Genomic DNA, 18,858 nt, shown 5'->3' with positions numbered 1-18,858 from the left:
CCCGGACCTGCCCGCGATGCTCGACGACATCGAGCGGCTGGTCACCTGCGAATCGCCGTCGTCGGACCACGCGGCGGTGGCCGCGAGCGCGGACTCGCTCGCGCGCCTCGGCGAGCGGCTCCTCGGGGTGCCGCCGGAGAAGGTCGTCCGCGACGGGTGGACGCACCTGCGCTGGCGCTTCGGCCCTGGCCCCGCGCGGGTCCTGCTGCTCGGCCACCACGACACCGTGTGGCCGCTGGGTTCCCTGGCCACGCATCCGTACACAGTGGAGGGCGATGTGCTGCGCGGGCCCGGCTGCTTCGACATGAAGGCCGGGGTGGTGATGGCACTGCACGCCGTCGCCGCGCTCGGCGACCGGGCCGGGGTGACCATCCTGATCACCGGCGACGAGGAGCTGGGCTCGCCCAGCTCGCGCGCCCTGATCGAGGACGAGGCCGCGGGCTGCGCCGCCGCGCTGGTGCTGGAGGCCTCCGCCGACGGCGGGGCGCTCAAGACCGAGCGCAAGGGCGTGTCGCTGTACCAGGTCCAGGTGAAGGGCCGGGCCGCGCACGCCGGACTGGAACCGGAACGCGGCGTCAACGCCACCGTCGAGCTGGCGCACCAGATCCTGGCGGTGGCGGGCCTCGCGGACCCCGGGCGCGGCACGAGCGTGACGCCGACCGTGCTGTCCGCCGGCACCACGGCGAACACCGTGCCCGCCGCCGGGCAGTTCGCGGTCGACGTGCGCGTCCGCAGCGCGGCCGAGCAGTCCAGGGTGGACGGGCGGATGCGGGCGCTGGAGTCCGTTGTGGAGGGTTCGGTGGTGGAGGTGCTGGGCGGCCCGAACCGGCCCCCGTTGGAAGCGGAGTCGTCGGCCGCGCTGTTCGCCCGCGCGCAGAAGGTGGCGGCCACGCTCGGTCTGCCGCCGCTGGCGGCCGCCGCGGTCGGGGGCGCCTCGGACGGCAACTTCACCGCGGGCGCCGGGGTGCCCACCCTCGACGGGCTGGGTGCCGTCGGCGGCGGCGCGCACGCCGATACCGAGCACGTGCGGATCGGCGAGCTGCCCGGCCGCACCGCGCTGGTGTCGGCCCTGGTCGCCGACCTGCTGACGGACGTGCGCCGGTGAGGACCAGTCCCGAGGAGGCCGCGGCCAAGGCGGCGGTCGCGGCGGGCGTCCGCGTCCGCGAGGTCGCCGAACTGCCCGAGCTGGAGGCGGTGTACCGGCTGTTCGACCTGATCTGGCGGCCCGATCCGGCCAACCCGCCGGTGACCACCGAACTCATGCGCGCGCTGACCAAGGCGGGCAACTACGTCTCCGGCGCCTTCGTCGGGGACGAGCTGGTGGGCGCCTGCGTCGGGTTCTTCGGCACGCCTGGCGTGATGCACAGCCACATCGCGGGCGTGTCCCCGGTGATGGCCGGGCGCAGCGTCGGGCTGGCGCTCAAGCTGCACCAGCGGGCCTGGGCGCTGCCGCGGGGGATCTCGGTGATCGAGTGGACCTTCGATCCGCTGGTGAGCCGCAACGCCTACTTCAACCTCGGCAAGCTCGCCGCCGAGGCCGTGGAGTACCTGCCGAACTTCTACGGCGGGATGCACGACCACATCAACGGTGACGACGACACCGACCGGCTGCTCGTGCACTGGCGCATCGGCGCCCCCGAGGTCGAAGCGGCCTGCGACGGCACACCCCGGCGCGTCAGCGTGCCGCCCGGCGCGGTCGTGGCACTCGGCGCGGAGAACGACACGCCCCGCCTCGGCAGTCTCGACGGGCCGGCCCTGCTGGTCGCCGCGCCGCGGGACATCGAGACGCTGCGCCGCGCGGACCCGCGCCTGGCGCGGCGGTGGCGGATCGCGGTGCGCGACACGCTCGGCACGTTGCTGGCCGAGGGCGCGCGCGTCGCGGGATTCGACAAGACCGGGTGGTACGTCGTCACCCGCGTGGCGAAGGAGGACAGCGCGTGAAACTGACCGGAGTGGAACTGCGCCGCATCGAGATGCCGCTGGTGGCTCCGTTCCGGACCTCGTTCGGCACGCAGACCGCCCGCGACATCCTGCTGGTGCGGGTCGAGACGGACGAGGCCGTGGGCTGGGGCGAATGCGGCGCACTGGCCGACCCGCTCTACTCGCCGGAGTACGTGGACGGCGCGGCCGACGTGCTGCGGCGGTTCTTCGTGCCCGCGCTCGCGGAGGCCGACCACCTCGATGCCACCGCGGTGGGCCGGGTGCTGGCGCCGTTCAAGGGGCACCGCATGGCCAAGGCCGCGCTGGAGATGGCGGTGCTCGACGCCGAGCTGCGCGCCGAAGGCCGCCCGCTGGCGCGGGAACTGGGCGCGGTGCGCGACCGGGTGCCGTGCGGGGTGTCGGTCGGGATCATGGGCTCGGTCGGCGAACTGCTCGACACCGTCGGCGGCTACCTCGACGCCGGGTACGTGCGGATCAAGCTCAAGATCCAGCCAGGGTGGGACGTCGAGCCGGTGCGGGCGGTCCGGGAACGCTTCGGCGACGACGTGCTGCTGCAGGTCGACGCCAACACCGCGTACACGCTCGCCGACGCGCGCCACCTGGCCCGGCTCGACCCGTTCGGGCTGCTGCTGATCGAGCAGCCACTGGACGAGGAGGACGTGCTCGGCCACGCGGAACTCGCCAAGCGGCTGGCCACGCCGGTGTGCCTGGACGAGTCGATCGTGTCGGCGAAGTCGGCCGCGGACGCGATCGCGCTCGGCGCGTGCCAGGTCGTCAACATCAAACCCGGCCGGGTCGGCGGCTACCTGGAAGCCCGCCGGGTGCACGACGTGTGCGCCGCTCACGGGGTGCCGGTGTGGTGCGGCGGCATGCTCGAATCCGGGCTGGGCCGCGCCGCCAACCTCGCGCTCGCCGCGCTGCCCGGCTTCACGCTGCCCGGCGATACCTCCGCCTCCGACCGCTACTATCGCACCGACATCACCGAGCCGTTCGTGCTCTCCGGCGGGCACCTGGACGTGCCCGCGGCGCCGGGCATCGGGGTGGAGCCGGTGCCGGAGCTGCTGGCCGAGGTGACGACGGCGACCGAGCGGGTGGCCTGCTGAGCCGGCGAGGAGGTGGGGCGTCGCGGTGAGCGCCGGTGTGGTCCGTGTCCTCGACGACCTCGGTGGCACGCTGCTCGACCTCGTCCACGGCGACCCGGGCCGCGCCGGGGACATCGGCGGCGTCGCGATCCACGACCCGTTCGAGGAACCCGTGCTGCCCCGCCACGCGCTCGTGCTCGGCGTGGGCGTCCGCGAGCAGGCGGACATCGTCCGCCTGCTGCGCGGGCTCGGCAAGCAGGAGGCGGCGGGGCTGGTGGTGCGCGCGCCGGTCGCCGTGCCGGCGGAGGTCACTGCCGCCGTCGACGAGACCGGCGTGGTGTTGCTGGGCCTGACGCGCGGGGCGTCCTGGGCGCAGCTGGCCGCGATGCTGCGGGCGCTGCTCGCCGAGGGCGACGTCGGTCAGGCCGAGCCGGAGATGCTGGGCGGCGTGCCCTCCGGCGACCTGTTCGCGGTGGCCAACGCGATCGCGGAGCTGATCGACGCGCCGGTGACGATCGAGGACCCGCGCTCGCGGGTGCTGGCGTTCTCCGGCCGCCAGGACGAAGCCGACCCGTCCCGGGTGGAGACGATCCTGGGACGGCAGGTGCCGGAACGCTTCGCCCGGATGCTCACCGACCGGGGCGTGTTCCGCGAGCTGTACCGCAGCGACCGGCTCGTCTACGTCGACGCGCTGGTGAACCTCGACGGCCTGACGATGCCGCGGGTCGCCGTCGCCGTGCGGGCCGGTGACGAGGTGCTCGGCTCGATCTGGGCGGCGGTGCGGGAACCGCTCAGCGCGGAGCGCGAGCAGGCGCTGCGGGAGGCGGCCCGGCTCGTCGCGCTGCACATGCTGCGCGTTCGCGCGGGCACCGACGTGTCCCGCCGCCTGCGAACCGAACTGCTCAGCACCGCGCTCGAAGGCGGCGCCGGAGCACGCGAGGCCATGTCCCGGCTGGGGCTGGCCGGCCGTCCGGTGGTGGTGCTCGCGCTCGCGCTCGCCGACCGCGGCCCCGGCGAGCGGGACGACGCCGGGGTGGCGACCGAACTCCAACGGGTGAGCGACGGTCTCGCGATGCACCTGACCGCGGTGCACCCGCGTGCCGCGAGCGCCCTCGTCGGGGACGTGGCCTACGGGCTGGTCCCGGTGGAGGGCGAGGGCGACGGCGAGCAGTGGGCGGTGTCCATCGCGACGGAATTCCTGGACCGGGTGGGGGAGCGGGTGCCCGCGGTCGTCGCGATCGGACCGGTCGCCGAGGACGTCCCGGCACTGGCCGGCGCCAGGGCCAGCGCGGACCGGGCGCTGCGGGTGCTGCGGGCGGAACCGCGCACCGGCCGCCGGGTCGCCCGCCTGGCCGACGTCCAGGTCGAGGCGCTGCTGCTGGAACTGCGCGACCTGGTCGCCGCGCGGGGCGACCGCCCGACCGGCCCGGTCGCGCGGTTGTTCGACTACGACCGGCAGCACAACACCAACCTGGTCGAGACGCTGCGCGCGTGGCTGGACGCCTTCGGGGACGTGAACGCGGCCGCTAGCGCGGTCTACGTGCACCCCAACACCTTCCGCTACCGGCTGCGGCGCCTGGCCGAGGTCGCGCAGCTGGACCTGTCCGACCCGGAGGCCCGGTTCGCGGCGATGCTGCAGCTGCGCGTGATCGCGCCCCGCTGACGCCGGAAGCCCCCGCAGCCCGGCTGCGGGGGCTTCCGGTGGTTCAGCTTGCGGTGGAAGTACTGTCGCGCCGCAGCGTCTCCGGCGTGAAGATCGCCGCGATGAGGCTGATCAGCGCGCCGCACGCCAGATACCCCGCGGGGGCGTAGGTGCTCTGCGTCGCCTCCACGATCGCGGTGGCGACCAGCGGGCCCGCGCCGCCGAAGAGCACCACACCGATGTTGTAACCGATGCCGACCCCGCTGTACCGGCGGGCGGTGGGGAACAGCTCGGCGAAGATCGCCGGCTGCGGCGCCAGCATCAGCGCCTCGCCGATCACCACGAGCGCCAGGCCCGCCACCAGCAACCCGAACGACAACCGGTGCAGCAGCAGGAATCCCAGCGGCGCGGTGACCAGCACCCAGATCGCCCCGGCGATCAGGAACGGCTTGCGCCCGACGCGGTCGCACAGGCGCGCGAACACCACGGTCAGCACCATCATCACGACCATCGCGGCGAACCCGGCCAGCTTCGCCTGCGCGGCGGGCACCTTCAGCTCGGTGGCCAGGAACGTGGGCCCGTACACCAGCAGCACGTAGGTGCACATCGTCGGCGAGCACACCAGCGCGGCGATCCGCAGGATCGACCGCCAGTCGTGCCGCAGGGTGGCGCGCAGCGGGGCGCGTTCGTGCTCGCCGCTAGCGGCCACCTGCGCGAACTCCGGCGTCTCGTCCAGCCGCAGTCGCATGTAGAGCCCGATCAGACCGAGCGGCAACGCGATCAGGAACGGGATCCGCCAGCCCCACGACTCCAGCGCGGCGGGGGAGAGCACCTCGGTGAACAGCAGCGCGGACAGGCTGGCCACCATCATGCCGAGCACGATCGTGATCGTCTGCCAGCTGCCGTAGTAGGCGCGCCGCCCGGCGGGGGCGGTTTCGATCACGTACGCCACCGCCCCGGTCCACTCGCCACCCGCGGACAGGCCCTGCGCCAGGCGCAGCACCAGGATCAGCACCGGCGCGGCGACCCCGATCGAGGCGTACGGCGGCACCAGCGCCATCAACGCGGTGCCCAGCGAGATCAGCAGGATGATCGCCGACAACGCGCCGCGCCTGCCGTAGCGGTCGCCGATGTAACCGAACACCACCCCGCCCAGTGGCCGCACCACGAAGCTCACGCCGAACAACGCGAACGTCAGCAGCAGCGCCGCGGTCGGGTCACCGGCGGGGAAGAACAACTTCGCGATGGTGGACGCGAAGTACCCGTACAGCACGAACTCGTACCACTCGATGAAGTTGCCGATGCACGCGGCGACGATCGATTTCCGTTGCGCCGGCGTGATGCCGACTCCGGAGCCGGCCTGCGGCTGGGTCTGGACGCTCATGGTGTGCTCACTCTCCTGCCGGGGCGACGCTGCCCCAGTGCGGTGTCCCCGCGACGGGGACGTGGTCGACGTGGTCGAGGTAGGTGCCGAAGCCGATGTCGAGGCGGATCCCGCCGTAGCGGGCGGACACCACCTCCCGGCACGGCAGCAGCTGGACGGGGTCCGCGGTGGAGGGCCGGAGGGTCACTTCGGCCGTGCCGTCCCACGCGCCGCCCGGCTCGGAGGTGCGGAACGGGATCCGCACCAGGCGGCTGACGTCGTAGCCGGTGCCCTCCGCGCTGGGGATCAGCTTGAGCGCGAAGTGGTTGCCGAACCAGGCGGGAACCGGGTCGAGCGGGCCCGCGGGTGCGGTGGCCCTCGCCCGGACGGTGACGATCTCGATGTCGTTGGCGGTGACGATGCGGCCGGTGACCGCGCCGCCCTCCTCGGTGAGGGTGACGGCGCGGGCCTGCTTCTTGGGCAGCCCGAAGATCTCCCGGCCGAGGGTCCCGTGGTTGAGGCCCTCGATGAAGAACGTGAGCGGGTAGGCGCCGACCTCGCCGTGGCGCTGGCAGCGCACGCTGATCCCGGCCTGCAGGTACGGCGGCCGCTGCTCGACGGTGCCGTCGGGCAGGTGGAACCCGGCGCCGAGGAACTCGGCGACCCAGATCCCGACCAGCGGGTCCGGCGTCGCCGCCAGCGGCGCGGGCAGCAGGCTCGCCACGGCCTGCGGGTCGGTGCGGTACTCGACGGTGAGCCAGCGCAGCCGCACCGACTCGGTGCCCACGCCGTACAGCGGCGCGAACGGGGGCATGGCGACGACGGGTTCGGTCACGGCTCCTCCTAGGCGCGTACGGACTTGGTGATGGCTTCGGCGATCACCTCGGCCGACGGGATCACGGCGGCGGCGAGGCCGGGCGCGGACGGGATGCGGGTGTCGGGCGTGCCGACCCGCACCGGCGGGCAGCGCAGCGGTACTCCCGCCTCGGCGACGGCGGCGACCACTTCACCACCCACCCCGCCGACGGTGTGCGCCTCGTGAGCGACCACCAGCCGCCCGGTGCGGCGCACGCTGTCCAGCACGGTGTCCAGGTCGAGCGGGCGGACCCAGCGGGCGTCGATCACCTCGGCGTCGATGCCGTCCGCGGCCAGCCGCCCGGCCGCCTCCAGCACCCGGTGCTGCATCGCGCCCCAGGTGAGCACCGTGACGTCCCGGCCGGGCCGTCGCACCGCCGCGCCGCCGATCGGCCGCACCTCGCCGCCGAGCCGGACCTCCTGCTTGCCCGCGTGGTAGAGCGTGCGGTTCTCGATCACGATCACCGGGTCGTCACACCAGATCGCGGACAGCAGCAGGTCGTAGGCGTCCTGGTGGGTGGCGGGCAGGCACACCCGCAGCCCGGGCACGTGGGCGAACAACGCCTCCAGCGACTGCGAATGCTGCGCGCACGCCCCGGGCGCGTTGCCCTGCTGGGTGCGCACGGTCAGCGGCGCGGACAGCGTGCCGCGTGAGACGTAGCGGACGTTGGCGGCCTGGTTGACCAGCTGGTCGAACGCGACCAGGGAGAAGTCGGCCCACATGATCTCCGCGATGGGACGGCGGCCGAACATCGCGGCGCCGACCGCGCCGCCGAGGATGGCCGATTCCGAGATCGGGGTGTCGAACACGCGCTCGCCGAACTCCTTGCGCAGGCCCTTCGTCACGCCGAACACCCCGCCGGGAGCGCCGACGTCCTCACCGAACAGCAGCGCTTCCGGCCGTTCGGCGAGCGCGCGGCGCAGCGCGGCGTTGACGGATTCGGCGTAGGAGAGGTTCTTCGTCTCAGGCATACAGGTGCTCCAGAACGGTCGAGGGGTCGGCGAGAGGATCGGCCAGGGCGCGGGCGGCGGCGTCGGCGATCTCGCGGTCCACCCGCGCCGTGAGCTCGTCCAGTTCGGACTGGGCGACGCCGAGGGCGAGCAGTTCGCCGGTCAGCCTGCCGATCGGTTCCGCGGCGAGCGCGGCGTCCAGGTCCCCGGCGGGGCGGTAGTGCTGCGCGTCGCCGATGTAGTGGCCGACGATGCGCTGGGTCATCGCCTCCAGCAGCACCGGGCCGGCCCCGGAGCGGGCGCGGCGGGCGGCTTCGGCAACGGCCTGGCGCACCGCCTCGGGGTCGTTGCCGTCGATGCGCGCGCCCGGGAACCCGTAGGCGGAGGCGCGTTTGAACAACCGGTCCACGCGCACCATGTCGGCGATCGGGGTGAGCTCGGAGTAGTGGTTGTTCTCCACCAGGAAGATCACCGGCAGCGACCGGACGGCGGCGAAGTTCATCGCCTCGTGCACCGCGCCCTGGTTCATCGCGCCGTCGCCGAACGCGGCCAGCGCCACCCGGCCGGACCCGTCGAACGTGGCGGCCAGCGCGGCGCCCGCGGCGATCGGCGCGCCCGCGCCGACGATGGAGTTCTCGCCGTACATCCCATAGTCGGGCGCGGTGAGGTAGGCCGACCCGCCCCGGCCGCCGTTGATCCCGGTGGCGCGGCCGAGCAGCTCGGCGAACAGGGCGCGGGGCGGCGCGCCGCAGGCCAGCGTCCAGCCGTGACCCCGGTAGGTGGGGAACACGGCGTCGCGGGTGAGGTCGAGCGCGGCGCACGCACCGGTGTAGATCGCTTCCTGGCCGTTGCACAGGTGCACCGAGCCGACGATGTCGCCGGTGGCGCGCAGGCGCGTGACCTCCTCTTCGAAGGACCGGATGCGCCACATCGATTCCAGATGGGCCAGCAGTGCGGCGGTTTCGGGCATGGGGGTACCCACTCTCCTTTTCGGACTGACGGAAAGCTGTTTCGTTCAGGCGTGGCCGAGCAGGCCGCCGTCGACGGTGAGGACCTGTCCGGTGACGTGCCGGGCGGCCGGCCCGGCCAGGAACTCCACGACACCGGCGACGTCGCCGGGTTCGCCTGCCGCCTCGAGGTCTTCGCCGGCTTCGGCGTAGCGGGCGCGCAGCCGGGCGGTGCCGATCGGGCCGGGGGCCACCGAGTTGACCCGGATGCCGTGCGGGCGCAGGTCGCGCGCCAGGTACCGGGTGTACTGCGCCACCGCCGCCTTGGCGACGCCGTAGTGGGCGTAGCCGCCGTCCGCGGTGGGCGCGAGCCCGTTGATCGAACTCATCGTGACGATGCTGCCGCGGCCCTGCGCCCGCATCGGACCGGCGACGGCCCGGCAGCAGTGGATCGTGCCGTAGAGGTTGAGCCGCAGCACGGCCTCCAGCTCACCGAGGTCCACTTCGGATGCACGGTTGCCGTGGATCGGGCCGGTCCCGCCGCCGGCGTTGCAGACCAGCACGTCCACCCCGCCCCACGCGTCGACCACCGCGCCGATCGACGCGTCCACCGCGGCCGGGTCGGTCACGTCGCAGCGCAGGCCCATCACGTCCACACCCTGGGCGGCGACCTCCGGCACGACCTCGCCGCCGAGGTCGGCGTCCACCACCGCCACGGACGCCCCGGAGGCCGCCAGCCGCACCGCGATCGCGCGCCCGATCCCGCGCCCGGCGCCGGTGACCACGGCCCGGGCGGAGTCCAGCGTCCTCACGAGACCTCCCGGTCGGTGCGCGCCGGCGCGTCGGGCGAGGGCACGGTCAGCCGGCCGGTGCGCAGCAGCCCGGTCGCCATCGCCGCCGCCTCCCGCACCTCCGCGATCAGCCACGACCGGCGCTCGGTGAACCGGGACTGCGGCACGGACACGGTGAACGCCCCGGCCGGCATCCCGTTCTCGCCGAAGAACGGCGCGGACACGCAGCAGACGCCGTCGCTGAACTCCTCCAGGTCCAGGGCATAACCGCGGCGGCGGGAGGTGGCCAGGTCCACGGTGAGCGCGTCGAAGTCGGTGATCGTGTGCGCGGTGACCGCCTCCAGCGGCACGCCCGCGAACATCGCCGCGACCTGCTCCTCCGGCAGGAACGCCAGCACCGCCTTGCAGGAGGCGCGGGCGTGCATGTGCCCGGTGTAGCCCACGTCGAGGTTGCCCACGGACAGCGTGTGCAGGCCCGAGATGTAGTGCTGCAGGATCAGCGTGCCGTGGTTCCAGCCGGAGATGTAGGAGGTCTCGCGCGTCTTGTTGTGCAGGCGCGTGAGGATGACCGCGAGCTCCGGGGAGGGCCCCGACCGCCGTTGCAGGTGGCGGCTCAGCGACGCCGCCTTCGGGCCCACGTCGTAGTACCCGCCCGGCAGCCGGACCACGTGCCCGCTGGCGACCAGCGTGCGCAGCAGGTGGTAGCAGGTGCCGATCTTAATGCCGAGCTGCCGCCCGAGCACCTTCGCGGTGGCGGTCCCGTCCGCGGCCGCGACGGCCTCCAGGACCTGCAGCCCGCGCTCCAGCGTGTGCAGGACGGTCGTGCGCTGCTCACCCATCGCGCACCACCAGCCTGGCCAGCGTCAGCGCCAGCACCTTGGCGGCCCGCACCACGTCGGCTTCGGCCACGCACTCGTCCGGCGCGTGCGCCCGGGTCACATCACCGGGGCCGAAGATCGCCGTCGGCACGCCCCGGGAGCCGAAGTACGCGGCGTCGGAGCCGGCGGTGAAGCCGGTCAGCGTCTCCGCGCCCGCGCACTCCCGCTGCGCGAACCGGAGCGCGGTGATCAGCGGGTGGTCGGCCGGGGTCTCCCATCCGGGCAGTCCCTCGTGGTCCCAGCGCACGGACGGCGGGTGGTCCCGCAGCCAGTCGTCGGTCGCGGCGACCTCGGCGAGCACGCGCTCCACCTCCCGGCGCAGCTCGCCCGGAGGCTCGCCGGGCATCAGCCCGATCCGGCCGGACATGGTCGCGTGGTCGGGCACCGCGGCGCGCCAGCTGCCCGCCAGGGCGGTGCCGATCGCGATCGGGATCGCGGTCGGCACGTCGGCGAACAGCGGGTGCCGGTAGGCCGCGCCGCGTTTGCGCGCCAGCTCGGCCAGCGCCTCGCGGACGCGGATCAGCTTGTCGAACGCGTCCACCCCGCGCCACGGGGCCGAGGTGTGCGCGGCGACGCCGGTGACCTCGACGGTGAAGAACAGCAGACCGGTGCTGACCGGCACGATCGCCCCGCCGGTGGGCTCCAGCACCAGCGCGGCCGCCGGGTCCGGCGCCTGGTGCACCGCCGCCCGCGTGCCCGCCCCGGTGGTCTCCTCGGCGACGACGAGCTGCACCGCCACGTCGAACGGCAGGTCCACCCCGGCTTCGTCGAGTGCGGCGAGCGCGTACAGCCCGGCCGCGATGCCGCCCTTCATGTCGACCGAGCCGCGCCCGTGCACCAGGCCGCCGTCCCGGTCACCGGAGTAGGGCGGCCGGGACCACGCCTGCTCGTCGCCGGCGGGCACCACGTCGACGTGGCCGTTGAGGACCACGCACGGCAGGCCGCGGCGGCCGGGGTACCAGGCGATCAGGTTCTCCCGCTGCGCGGCCCGCGGCTCCCCGGAGGCCTCCTCGAGCGGCTGCCGCGTCACCGGCCAGCCGCGGGCGGCGAACCAGTCGGCGTACCGGCCGGTGACCCGGTCCTCCCACCCGCTCTCGCTCGGGTCCCGCACGGTGGCGGCCAGGAACGACAGCATGTCCTCGGCCAGGGCGTCGACACGGGCCGTCACGTCGGCGTCGGTCGGTCGCGGCATGGTCACCTCCTGCTTGCTGGGCTGGCCGACACTGTGCGGCCCTGGAGGCGCCCATTGCATCAGAGTGAACCCGTTTTTCAACTATTTGAAATTCGCGCCCGGCGACGGTGAGCCCGTCCGGGCGGCCGCCCTAGCGTGCGCAGGCGTCGCCATCCGCCGAAGGAGGAGCCCGTGCCCCACGCCGAGTTGTGGCAGCGCCACCGCCAGGTCATGCCGTCCTGGATGCAGCTCTACTACGACGAGCCGATCGAACTGGTCCGCGGCTCAGGGCGCCGCGTGACCGACGGCGAGGGCCGCGAGTACCTCGACTTCTTCGGCGGGCTGCTCGCCACCATGGTCGGCCACGACATCCCGGAGATCACCGAGGCGATCCGCGCGCAGGCCGGGCGTCTGCTGCACTCCTCGACGCTGTACCTCATCCGCAGCCAGGTCGAGCTCGCCGAGCGGATCGCGAAGCTGTCCGGCCTGCCCGACGCGAAGGTCTTCTTCGTCAACTCCGGCACCGAGGCCGTCGAGACGGCGCTGCTGCTGGCCACGCAGCGGCGCCGGTCGCACCAGGTGCTCGCGCTGCGTGGCAGCTACCACGGCCGGTCCTTCGGCACGGTCGCGGCCACCGGGATCCGCGGCTGGTCGGCCACCGCGCTCAGCCCGCTCGCGGTCACCTACGTGCACAGCGGCTACCGCTACCGCAGCCCCTTCGGTCACCTGGACGACGCCGCGTTCGTGGCGGCCTGCGCCGACGAGCTGCGCACGATCATCGAGACCTCCACCGCCGGGGACGTGGCGTGCCTGCTGGCCGAGCCGGTCCAGGGCGCGGGCGGGTTCGCCACCCCGCCGGAGGGATTCTTCCCGGCGATGAAGGCCGTGCTCGACGACTACGGCATCCTGCTGATCTCCGACGAGGTCCAGTCCGGGTGGGGGCGCACCGGCCGGTCGTTCTTCGCCATGCCGGGTTCCGGCGTGACCCCGGACGCCATCACCTTCGCCAAGGGCCTGGGCAACGGCGTCGCGATCGGCGGGGTCGTCGCGCCCACCGGGCTGATGGACTGCCTCGGCGCGAACTCGATCTCCACCGCCGGGGGCAACCCGCTCGCCACGGCCGCCGGTGTCGCGACCCTGGACTACCTGCTCTCGCACGACCTGCAGGCGAACGCCGACAAGGTCGGCGAGCACCTGATGACGGGCCTGCGCGCGATCGCGGACGGCTGCCCGCTCGTCGGCGAGGTCCGCGGGATGGGGCTGATGATCGGCGTGGAACTCGTCGTGCCCGGCACCCGCGAACCGGCCGTGGCCGCGACCCTGCGCGTGCTGGAGGCCGCCCGGCAGCGGGGACTGCTGATCGGCCGCGGCGGCCTGCACGGCAACGTCCTGCGGGTCACCCCGCCGATGACCGTCACCGTCGCCGAGGCGGACGAGGCGCTCGCCGTGCTGCGCGAGGTCCTCACCACTGTGGAACGAACCGAGGAGAACGCATGATCAAGCGCTGGAACCCGGACACTGTCGCCGCCCCGATCGGGATGTACAGCCACCTGGCGCACGTTCCGCCCGGGCACGAGCTCGTGGTGATCTCCGGGCAGGTCGGCGTGCTGCCCGACGGCTCGCTCGCCGGTGCCGACGCCGAAGCCCAGACCGAGGCGATGTTCGCCAACCTCGAACGGCTCCTCGCCGCGGCGGGCGCGCAGCCGCGGCACCTGGTCAAGGTGTTCAGCATGGTGGCCGGCACCGAGCACCTGACCGGCTTCCGGTCCGTGGTGAAGCGGACCTTCACCCGCTGGTACCCGGACGGCGACTGGCCGGCCCAGTCGCTGATCGTGGCGGCCGCGCTCGCGCGGCCGGACATCCTGGTGGAGGTCGAGGCCATGGCCGCGGTGCCCCGGTGACGCCCGCCGAGTTCCGGGCGCTGTTCCCCGCGCTGCGCGACCAGGTGTGGCTGGACACGCCGGGCGCGCCGCCGGGGGCGGAGCCGGTGGTGACCGCGATGCGCGAGGTGCTCGACGCGTGGTCCTCCGGCGGGTTCGACTGGCTCGCCTGGGACTCTGCCGCCGGCGATGCGCGGGAGCTGTTCGCCGGGTTTCTCGGCGTCCCGCCGGGCACGGTCGCCACAGTGTCCTCGCTCGCCGAGGCCGCCGCGACCGTCGCCGCGTCCCTGCCCCGTGGCCGGGTCGTGGTGGCGGAGCAGGACTTCCGCAGCAACCGGTTCCCCTGGCTGGCGCGGCACGACGTGGTGAGCGTCCCGGCGCGGGACGGCGTGACCCGGGCCGAGGACCTGATCGCTGCGCTCGACGAGGACGTGGCGCTGCTGGCGGTGAGCGAGGTGACCAGCCGCGAAGGGCAGCGGCTGGACCTTCCCGCGTTGCGCGCCGCGACCGACCGGGTCGGGGCGCGCCTGTTCGTCAACCTCACCCAGTCGCTCGGCGCGCTGCGGTTCGACCCGGCCGTGGCGCCCGACTACCTCGCGGTGCACGGCTACAAGTGGATGCTGTGCCCGCGGGGCGCGGCATGGCTGGTGGCGCGGCCGGACCGGGTGGCCGGGCTGCGGCCGCTGGCGCCCGGCTGGAAGTCGACCGCCGCCCCGCACGGCTACTTCGGCGGCGACCTGGACCTCGCACCGGACGCCGCACGCTGCGACGCCTCACCGGCGTGGTTCTCCTGGCTGGGCGCCTGTGCTGCGCTGCGCCTGTTCCACCAGCTGGACCCGGCCGCGGTGGAGCGGCATGTGCTCGGCCTGGCCGGGCAGCTGACCGGCGAGGCAGCGGCACTCGGCCTTCGGCGGGTCCACAGTGGACCGGGTTCGCACATCGTCGTCCTGGCCACCGCGGACGCCGACCGGATCGCCCGGTCGCTGGCCGGGCACGGCGTGCGCGCCACCGCACTGGGCGACCGGGTCCGGTTCGGATTCCACTACTTCAACCACGAGTCCGACGTGGCGGCCGCGGTGCGGGCCCTCGCCGCCGCGCAGGCCCGCTAGGAAGCGAGCCCGCCGTCCACGACGAACTCCGCGCCGGTGACGAAGGCGCTGGCCGGGGAGACCAGGAAGAGCACGGTCGCCGCGACCTCCTCGGCCAGCCCGCGCCGCCCCAGCGGCGTCGCCGCGAGGACCTGGGCGTTCCACTCCTCGGTGATGACGTCCAGCATCCCGGTGTCGATGAACCCGGGGTGCACCGAGTTGACGCGAACCCCGTGGGCGCCCAGCTCCACCGCGGCGCACTTCGTCATGCCCCGCACCGCCCACTTGGTGGTGGAGTAGGCGATCTGCCCGGGATACGGCCGGTGCGAGGCGATCGAGGAGATGTTCACGATCGCCCCGCCACCCGCCGTCTTCATCACCGCGCCCGCGGCCCGCATCCCGAGGAAGGGGCCGCGCTGGTTGACCCGGTAGTGCTCGTCGAAGTCCTCCGGCGCCGTCCCGGTCACGTCTGGGCCCGGCCGGTAGATCCCGGCGTTGTTGACCAGGATCGCGGGCGGGCCGAGCCGCGCGACCGTGGCCTGGAGGAGCCGGTCCCACGAGTGTTCGCAGCCGACGTCGTGCGGCTCGTAGACCACCCGGTCGCCCAGTTCGGCGGCGAGGGCGCGTCCGTCGGTTTCGCGCCCGCCCGCGATCACCACCGCCGCACCGGCGTCCGCCAGCGACCGCACGATCGCGGCGCCGATGCCACGCGCGCCGCCGGTCACGATCGCGACCTGGCCATCCAGCTCGGCGCTCACCACGGCGCGATCCCGTCGACGAACCTCCGCAGCGCCTGGTTGACCACCTCGGGCTGCTCCTCGGTCACCAGGTGCCCGCTGTCCGCGACGCGCACGAACTCCGACCCCGGCAGGCGGGCGTGCATCGCCTCCGCGCGGGCGATCGGGATCCCGCCGTCGTCCTCGCCGTGGATGATCAGCGTCGGCACGGTGATCTCGGCCAGCTGCCCGAGCCGGTCCTCGCGGTCGATCCACGACCGGTACTCGCCCCACACGGAGCGCGACGGGCGCGCCCGCCACTTCCGCACCCACCGCCGCACGTGCTCCGGGTTCTCCGCGATCGTCCGCGGCCCGAAGATCACCGGCACGAACGCCTCGGCGAACTCCGCGCTGATCGGCTCCTCGGTGTCCATCGGCTCCAGCAGCGCCCCGAACCGTGCGCGTTCCTCCGGCGTGTACGCGTCGGCCATGGTGGACACCAGCACCAGTCCGGCCAGGCGATCCGGGTGCTTGAGCGCGAGCTCGATCGCCATGAACCCGCCCACCGACATGCCGACCAGCACGAACCGGTCGATGCCGTCCACCAGGTCGAGGCAGTCGGCGACCAGGTCGTCCAGCGAGCGTTCGGTGCCGTAGCGGGACGTGCCCGCCCGGCTGGTGTAGGCGATCGTCCGGTACGCCCCGGCCAGTGCCGCGATCTGCGGGTCGAACATGGTGCGGTCGAGCAGCGTGCCGTGGCTGAACACCACGGCCGGTCCCTCGCCGCGGTCGAGGATGTCACTGTCCAACATGGACTTCTCCCTTCACCGATGGAACCACCCGCTCCCGGAAGCACACAGCGGCCACCAAGGCCAGCAGCGCCGTCGCGGCCAGGTACCCGGCGGGCGCCAGCGAACTGCCGGTCGCGCCGATCAGCCACGTCGACACGAACGGCGCCGTGCCGCCGATCAGCGCCGCGGAAATGGTGTAGGCGAACGACGAACCGGCCGAGCGCACCCGCGGCGGGAAGATCTCCGTCATCGACACCAGCGTGGTCGACACCAGCGCCCCCATCAGCGACCCGAGCACGACCTGCCCGGCGATCGCGCCGGCCGGGGAACTTCGGATGACCGCGAGCACCGGCACCGCCAGCACGGCGATCGCCGCGGAGAGCGTGATCAGGACCGGCCGGCGCCCGATCCGGTCCGACCACGCCGACACGAACGGCATCGGCACCAGTGCGGCGACCGCGCCGGCGAGCGTCGCGGTGAGCGCCAGCCCGGTGCCGAACCGGACGGTCTGCGTCAGGTACGACACCATGAACGTCAGCACCAGGTAGAACGCGGTCGTGTGCAGGCCGGCCAGCCCGGCCACGGTCAGGATCTCCCGCCGGTACCGCAACGCCTCCCGCAGCGGCGACTGCGCCACCTCGTGCCGGTCGGCAAGCGCGCGGAACTCCGGCGTGTCCTCCAGGCGCAGCCGGATGTAGAGGCCGACGATGCCCAGCGGACCGGCGACGAGGAACGGGATCCGCCAGCCCCACGCGGCCATCGCCGCGTCACCGAGCGCCGCGGCCAGCGAGACGACCACCAGGCTGCCGATCACGAACCCGACCACGGCGGAGAACATCAGCCAGCTGGTGGCGTACCCGCGCCGCCCTGGCGGGGCGTGCTCGATCATGAACGCCCCGACGCTGCCGAACTCGCCGCCGGTGGAGAAGTTCTGCAGCCCGCGCAACACGACGAGCAGCACCGGCGCCGCGATGCCGAGCGTGGCGTACCCGGGCAGCAGCCCGATCGCGAACGTCGACCCGCACATCAGCAGCAGCACCGTGACCAGCACCGGACGACGGCCGATGCGGTCGGCCAGCGGGCCGAAGAACAGGGCGCCCAGCGGGCGGAACCCGAAGGTGAAGCCGAACACGCCGAAGGTGGCCAGCAGCCGGGCCATCGGGTCGGCGCCGGGGAAGAACGTCGCTCCGATGTGGACGGCCACGAAGCCGTACACCGAGAACTCGTACCATTCGACGAGGTGGCCGAAGACCGTCGCGAAGTAGATCCGCCCGCGCGGGACGGGGGCCTGCGTCACGACGCGCTCCCTTCGAGCGCGCTGGGCGTGGCGGGCCGGGCGGTCTCGTCGGCGAAGACCTGCTCCAGCGTCTTGCCGGTGACGCGGGGGCCGAACAGCCGGATGACGAGCGCGCCCGCGGCCAGCAGCGCGGCCATCACCGCGAACACGCCGCCGAACCCGATCGAGCCGAACGCCATGCCGATGACGACCGGTGCGGTGAGCCCGCCCGCGTTGCCCGCCGTCGAGGCGAGCCCGGCGCCGGTGGCGCGGATGGCGGTCGGGTAGACCTCCGAGCAGTACGGGAACACGATGCCGGAGATGCAGGTGATGCAGATCGACAACGCCATCCCGATCAGCAGCAGGGCGATGCTGTCACGTGGTACGACCCCCAGCGCGAGCGAGGCGAGCGCGGCGAAGCCGAAGAACATCACCAGCAGCGTGCGGCGCTCGAACCGGTCGCTGACGGCGATCGCGGTCAGGTACCCGATCGGCTGGGCCACGAAGAGGAAGAAGCTGTAGGTGGCGGCCACGCCGGGGTCGACCCCGATCTCCAGGAACAGCGACGGCATCCAGGTGAAGAACCCGAAGAAGGCGAACAGGAAGACGAACGAGCCGAGCCAGGTCGCCACCGACACCCGCGCGAGACCGCCACGCCACACCTGCAGCGGCGACCAGGACACCGCGGGCGCGGCCGGTGCGACGACCTGCGCCGGCGGCACCGGCGGCAGGGCCGCGCCGCGGCGGGCGGCGATCACCCGCTCCTCCAGACGGGTCACCACGGCGTCCGCCTCGGCCACGCGTCCCTGGCTGAGCAGCCACCGCGGCGACTCCGGCAGGGAGCGCCGCCACCACAGCAGGACCAGCACCGGCAGGCCGCAGATCACCGCGGCGATGCGCCATCCGCCGTCCAACGGCACGACCAGCGAACCGAGCACCGCCGCGGCCACGTTGCCGAGCGAGAAGAACAACGTCACTCCGCTGACGAACCGGCCACGGTTGTGCCCGGTCGCGAACTCGGAGATGTAGGGCGACACGATGGCGGCCTCCGCGCCCGCGCCGAGCCCGCCGATCACGCGGACCACGAGGATGAACGCGAACCCATTGGCGAAGGCGAGCGAGATCGACGCGGCGCAGAACAGCAGCAACGCGTAGAGCATCACGCGTTTGCGGCCGAACCGGTCGCCGACCACGCCGGCCAGGATCGCGCCGACGATCATGCCCACCGGCGCGGCGCCGCCGATGAGGCCGATCTGGACGTTGTCCAGACCGAACTCCGCTTTCAGGTGCGGCAGCATGAAGCCGATGATCACGATGTCGAGCGCCTCGAACAGGTGGCCGAGGCCGCCCGCGAAGAGGATGCCGTACTGCGGGCGGCTCATCGGGAGCCGTTCGAGCCGGGCGAGGATGGTGCCGGTGGACATGGCGGCCTCCAGGGCAGAGGGCAGGGGGGAACGCCCGGACGGGCCGGGTCGCGTGGGGGAGT

At 73.6% G+C, this 18,858-nt stretch carries 18 protein-coding genes; 7 read left to right on the top strand and 11 right to left on the bottom strand.

Going from position 1 to position 18,858, the window contains the following annotated elements:
• Positions 1-16: 16 nt before the first annotated feature.
• Genes L2C96_RS04650 through L2C96_RS04635 form a run of 4 tightly spaced genes read left to right on the top strand, consistent with a single transcriptional unit; the run spans position 17 to position 4,686 of the window.
• The gene (locus tag L2C96_RS04650; protein ID WP_237335338.1) at positions 17-1,105 is read left to right on the top strand and encodes a M20 family metallopeptidase; all 1,089 of its coding nucleotides are present in this window, start codon (positions 17-19) and stop codon (positions 1,103-1,105) included.
• Positions 1,102-1,941 carry a GNAT family N-acetyltransferase gene (locus L2C96_RS04645; RefSeq protein WP_237335277.1) on the top strand — a complete coding sequence of 280 codons (840 nt, stop codon included), beginning with the start codon at positions 1,102-1,104 and terminating at the stop codon, positions 1,939-1,941. Before L2C96_RS04650 ends, L2C96_RS04645 begins: the two co-directional genes overlap by 4 nt.
• The gene (menC, locus tag L2C96_RS04640) at positions 1,938-3,044 is read left to right on the top strand and encodes an o-succinylbenzoate synthase (protein ID WP_237335276.1); all 1,107 of its coding nucleotides are present in this window, start codon (positions 1,938-1,940) and stop codon (positions 3,042-3,044) included. Before L2C96_RS04645 ends, menC begins: the two co-directional genes overlap by 4 nt.
• A gap of 25 nt (positions 3,045-3,069) precedes the next feature.
• Positions 3,070-4,686 (top strand): PucR family transcriptional regulator, encoded by a 1,617-nt coding sequence (locus L2C96_RS04635; RefSeq protein ID WP_237335275.1) that lies wholly within the window; start codon positions 3,070-3,072, stop codon positions 4,684-4,686.
• Positions 4,687-4,729: 43 nt separating this feature from the next.
• On the opposite strand, the gene L2C96_RS04630 is transcribed toward L2C96_RS04635, so the two are convergent.
• From L2C96_RS04630 to L2C96_RS04600, 7 genes are read right to left on the bottom strand one after another with little or no spacing between them, the layout of a single operon-like run.
• A complete protein-coding gene (locus tag L2C96_RS04630) occupies positions 4,730-6,049 on the bottom strand; it encodes an MFS transporter (protein ID WP_237335274.1) in 1,320 nt (439 codons plus the stop codon).
• Positions 6,050-6,056: 7 nt separating this feature from the next.
• The gene (locus L2C96_RS04625; protein ID WP_237335273.1) at positions 6,057-6,863 is read right to left on the bottom strand and encodes an acetoacetate decarboxylase family protein; all 807 of its coding nucleotides are present in this window, start codon (positions 6,861-6,863) and stop codon (positions 6,057-6,059) included.
• An 8-nt stretch (positions 6,864-6,871) separates the two neighbouring features.
• The gene (locus L2C96_RS04620) at positions 6,872-7,855 is read right to left on the bottom strand and encodes an alpha-ketoacid dehydrogenase subunit beta (RefSeq protein WP_237335272.1); all 984 of its coding nucleotides are present in this window, start codon (positions 7,853-7,855) and stop codon (positions 6,872-6,874) included.
• Complete coding sequence (locus tag L2C96_RS04615) at positions 7,848-8,804, bottom strand: thiamine pyrophosphate-dependent dehydrogenase E1 component subunit alpha (protein ID WP_237335271.1); 957 nt, start codon at positions 8,802-8,804, stop codon at positions 7,848-7,850. The genes L2C96_RS04620 and L2C96_RS04615 overlap by 8 nt, the downstream gene beginning before the upstream one ends.
• Positions 8,805-8,849: 45 nt before the next feature.
• Positions 8,850-9,593, bottom strand: coding sequence for an SDR family NAD(P)-dependent oxidoreductase (locus tag L2C96_RS04610; protein ID WP_237335270.1), 744 nt, complete (start codon positions 9,591-9,593; stop codon positions 8,850-8,852).
• Complete coding sequence (locus L2C96_RS04605) at positions 9,590-10,411, bottom strand: IclR family transcriptional regulator (RefSeq protein ID WP_123686145.1); 822 nt, start codon at positions 10,409-10,411, stop codon at positions 9,590-9,592. The genes L2C96_RS04610 and L2C96_RS04605 overlap by 4 nt, the downstream gene beginning before the upstream one ends.
• Entirely contained in the window at positions 10,404-11,642 is a 1,239-nt protein-coding gene (locus L2C96_RS04600; RefSeq protein WP_237335269.1) for a M20 family metallopeptidase, read from the bottom strand. The genes L2C96_RS04605 and L2C96_RS04600 overlap by 8 nt, the downstream gene beginning before the upstream one ends.
• A 171-nt stretch (positions 11,643-11,813) precedes the next feature.
• Between L2C96_RS04600 and L2C96_RS04595 the strand changes: the two genes are divergently transcribed.
• The 3 genes from L2C96_RS04595 to L2C96_RS04585 are packed head-to-tail and all read left to right on the top strand — an operon-like array spanning position 11,814 to position 14,610.
• On the top strand, positions 11,814-13,118 hold the full coding sequence (locus tag L2C96_RS04595) for an aspartate aminotransferase family protein (protein ID WP_237335268.1): 1,305 nt from the start codon (positions 11,814-11,816) through the stop codon (positions 13,116-13,118).
• A complete protein-coding gene (locus L2C96_RS04590) occupies positions 13,115-13,522 on the top strand; it encodes a RidA family protein (RefSeq protein WP_123686148.1) in 408 nt (135 codons plus the stop codon). The genes L2C96_RS04595 and L2C96_RS04590 overlap by 4 nt, the downstream gene beginning before the upstream one ends.
• Positions 13,519-14,610 (top strand): aminotransferase class V-fold PLP-dependent enzyme, encoded by a 1,092-nt coding sequence (locus tag L2C96_RS04585; protein WP_237335267.1) that lies wholly within the window; start codon positions 13,519-13,521, stop codon positions 14,608-14,610. Before L2C96_RS04590 ends, L2C96_RS04585 begins: the two co-directional genes overlap by 4 nt.
• Here L2C96_RS04585 and L2C96_RS04580 read toward each other — a convergent pair.
• From L2C96_RS04580 to L2C96_RS04565, 4 genes are read right to left on the bottom strand one after another with little or no spacing between them, the layout of a single operon-like run.
• Positions 14,607-15,350 (bottom strand): SDR family NAD(P)-dependent oxidoreductase, encoded by a 744-nt coding sequence (locus L2C96_RS04580; RefSeq protein ID WP_237335266.1) that lies wholly within the window; start codon positions 15,348-15,350, stop codon positions 14,607-14,609. The genes L2C96_RS04585 and L2C96_RS04580 overlap by 4 nt on opposite strands.
• Complete coding sequence (locus tag L2C96_RS04575; protein WP_237335265.1) at positions 15,344-16,117, bottom strand: alpha/beta fold hydrolase; 774 nt, start codon at positions 16,115-16,117, stop codon at positions 15,344-15,346. Before L2C96_RS04575 ends, L2C96_RS04580 begins: the two co-directional genes overlap by 7 nt.
• The gene (locus L2C96_RS04570) at positions 16,104-17,393 is read right to left on the bottom strand and encodes an MFS transporter (protein ID WP_237335264.1); all 1,290 of its coding nucleotides are present in this window, start codon (positions 17,391-17,393) and stop codon (positions 16,104-16,106) included. The genes L2C96_RS04575 and L2C96_RS04570 overlap by 14 nt, the downstream gene beginning before the upstream one ends.
• Entirely contained in the window at positions 17,390-18,796 is a 1,407-nt protein-coding gene (locus tag L2C96_RS04565; RefSeq protein WP_237335263.1) for an MFS transporter, read from the bottom strand. Before L2C96_RS04565 ends, L2C96_RS04570 begins: the two co-directional genes overlap by 4 nt.
• Positions 18,797-18,858 lie beyond the last annotated feature (62 nt).

It is taken from the genome of Amycolatopsis tucumanensis, from assembly GCF_021654135.1.
Lineage (GTDB): Bacteria > Actinomycetota > Actinomycetes > Mycobacteriales > Pseudonocardiaceae > Amycolatopsis_E > Amycolatopsis_E tucumanensis.
This window is presented reverse-complemented; position numbering and strand designations above follow the sequence as displayed.

Coding starts and splice junctions, on each gene's coding strand:
- L2C96_RS04650 (WP_237335338.1), top strand. CDS start 17: ATGCTCGACGACATCGAGCGGCTGGTCACCTGCGAATCGCCGTCGTCG.
- L2C96_RS04630 (WP_237335274.1), bottom strand. CDS start 6,049: ATGAGCGTCCAGACCCAGCCGCAGGCCGGCTCCGGAGTCGGCATCACG.
- L2C96_RS04620 (WP_237335272.1), bottom strand. CDS start 7,855: ATGCCTGAGACGAAGAACCTCTCCTACGCCGAATCCGTCAACGCCGCG.
- L2C96_RS04615 (WP_237335271.1), bottom strand. CDS start 8,804: ATGCCCGAAACCGCCGCACTGCTGGCCCATCTGGAATCGATGTGGCGC.
- L2C96_RS04605 (WP_123686145.1), bottom strand. CDS start 10,411: ATGGGTGAGCAGCGCACGACCGTCCTGCACACGCTGGAGCGCGGGCTG.
- L2C96_RS04600 (WP_237335269.1), bottom strand. CDS start 11,642: ATGCCGCGACCGACCGACGCCGACGTGACGGCCCGTGTCGACGCCCTG.
- L2C96_RS04590 (WP_123686148.1), top strand. CDS start 13,115: ATGATCAAGCGCTGGAACCCGGACACTGTCGCCGCCCCGATCGGGATG.
- L2C96_RS04575 (WP_237335265.1), bottom strand. CDS start 16,117: ATGTTGGACAGTGACATCCTCGACCGCGGCGAGGGACCGGCCGTGGTG.
- L2C96_RS04565 (WP_237335263.1), bottom strand. CDS start 18,796: ATGTCCACCGGCACCATCCTCGCCCGGCTCGAACGGCTCCCGATGAGC.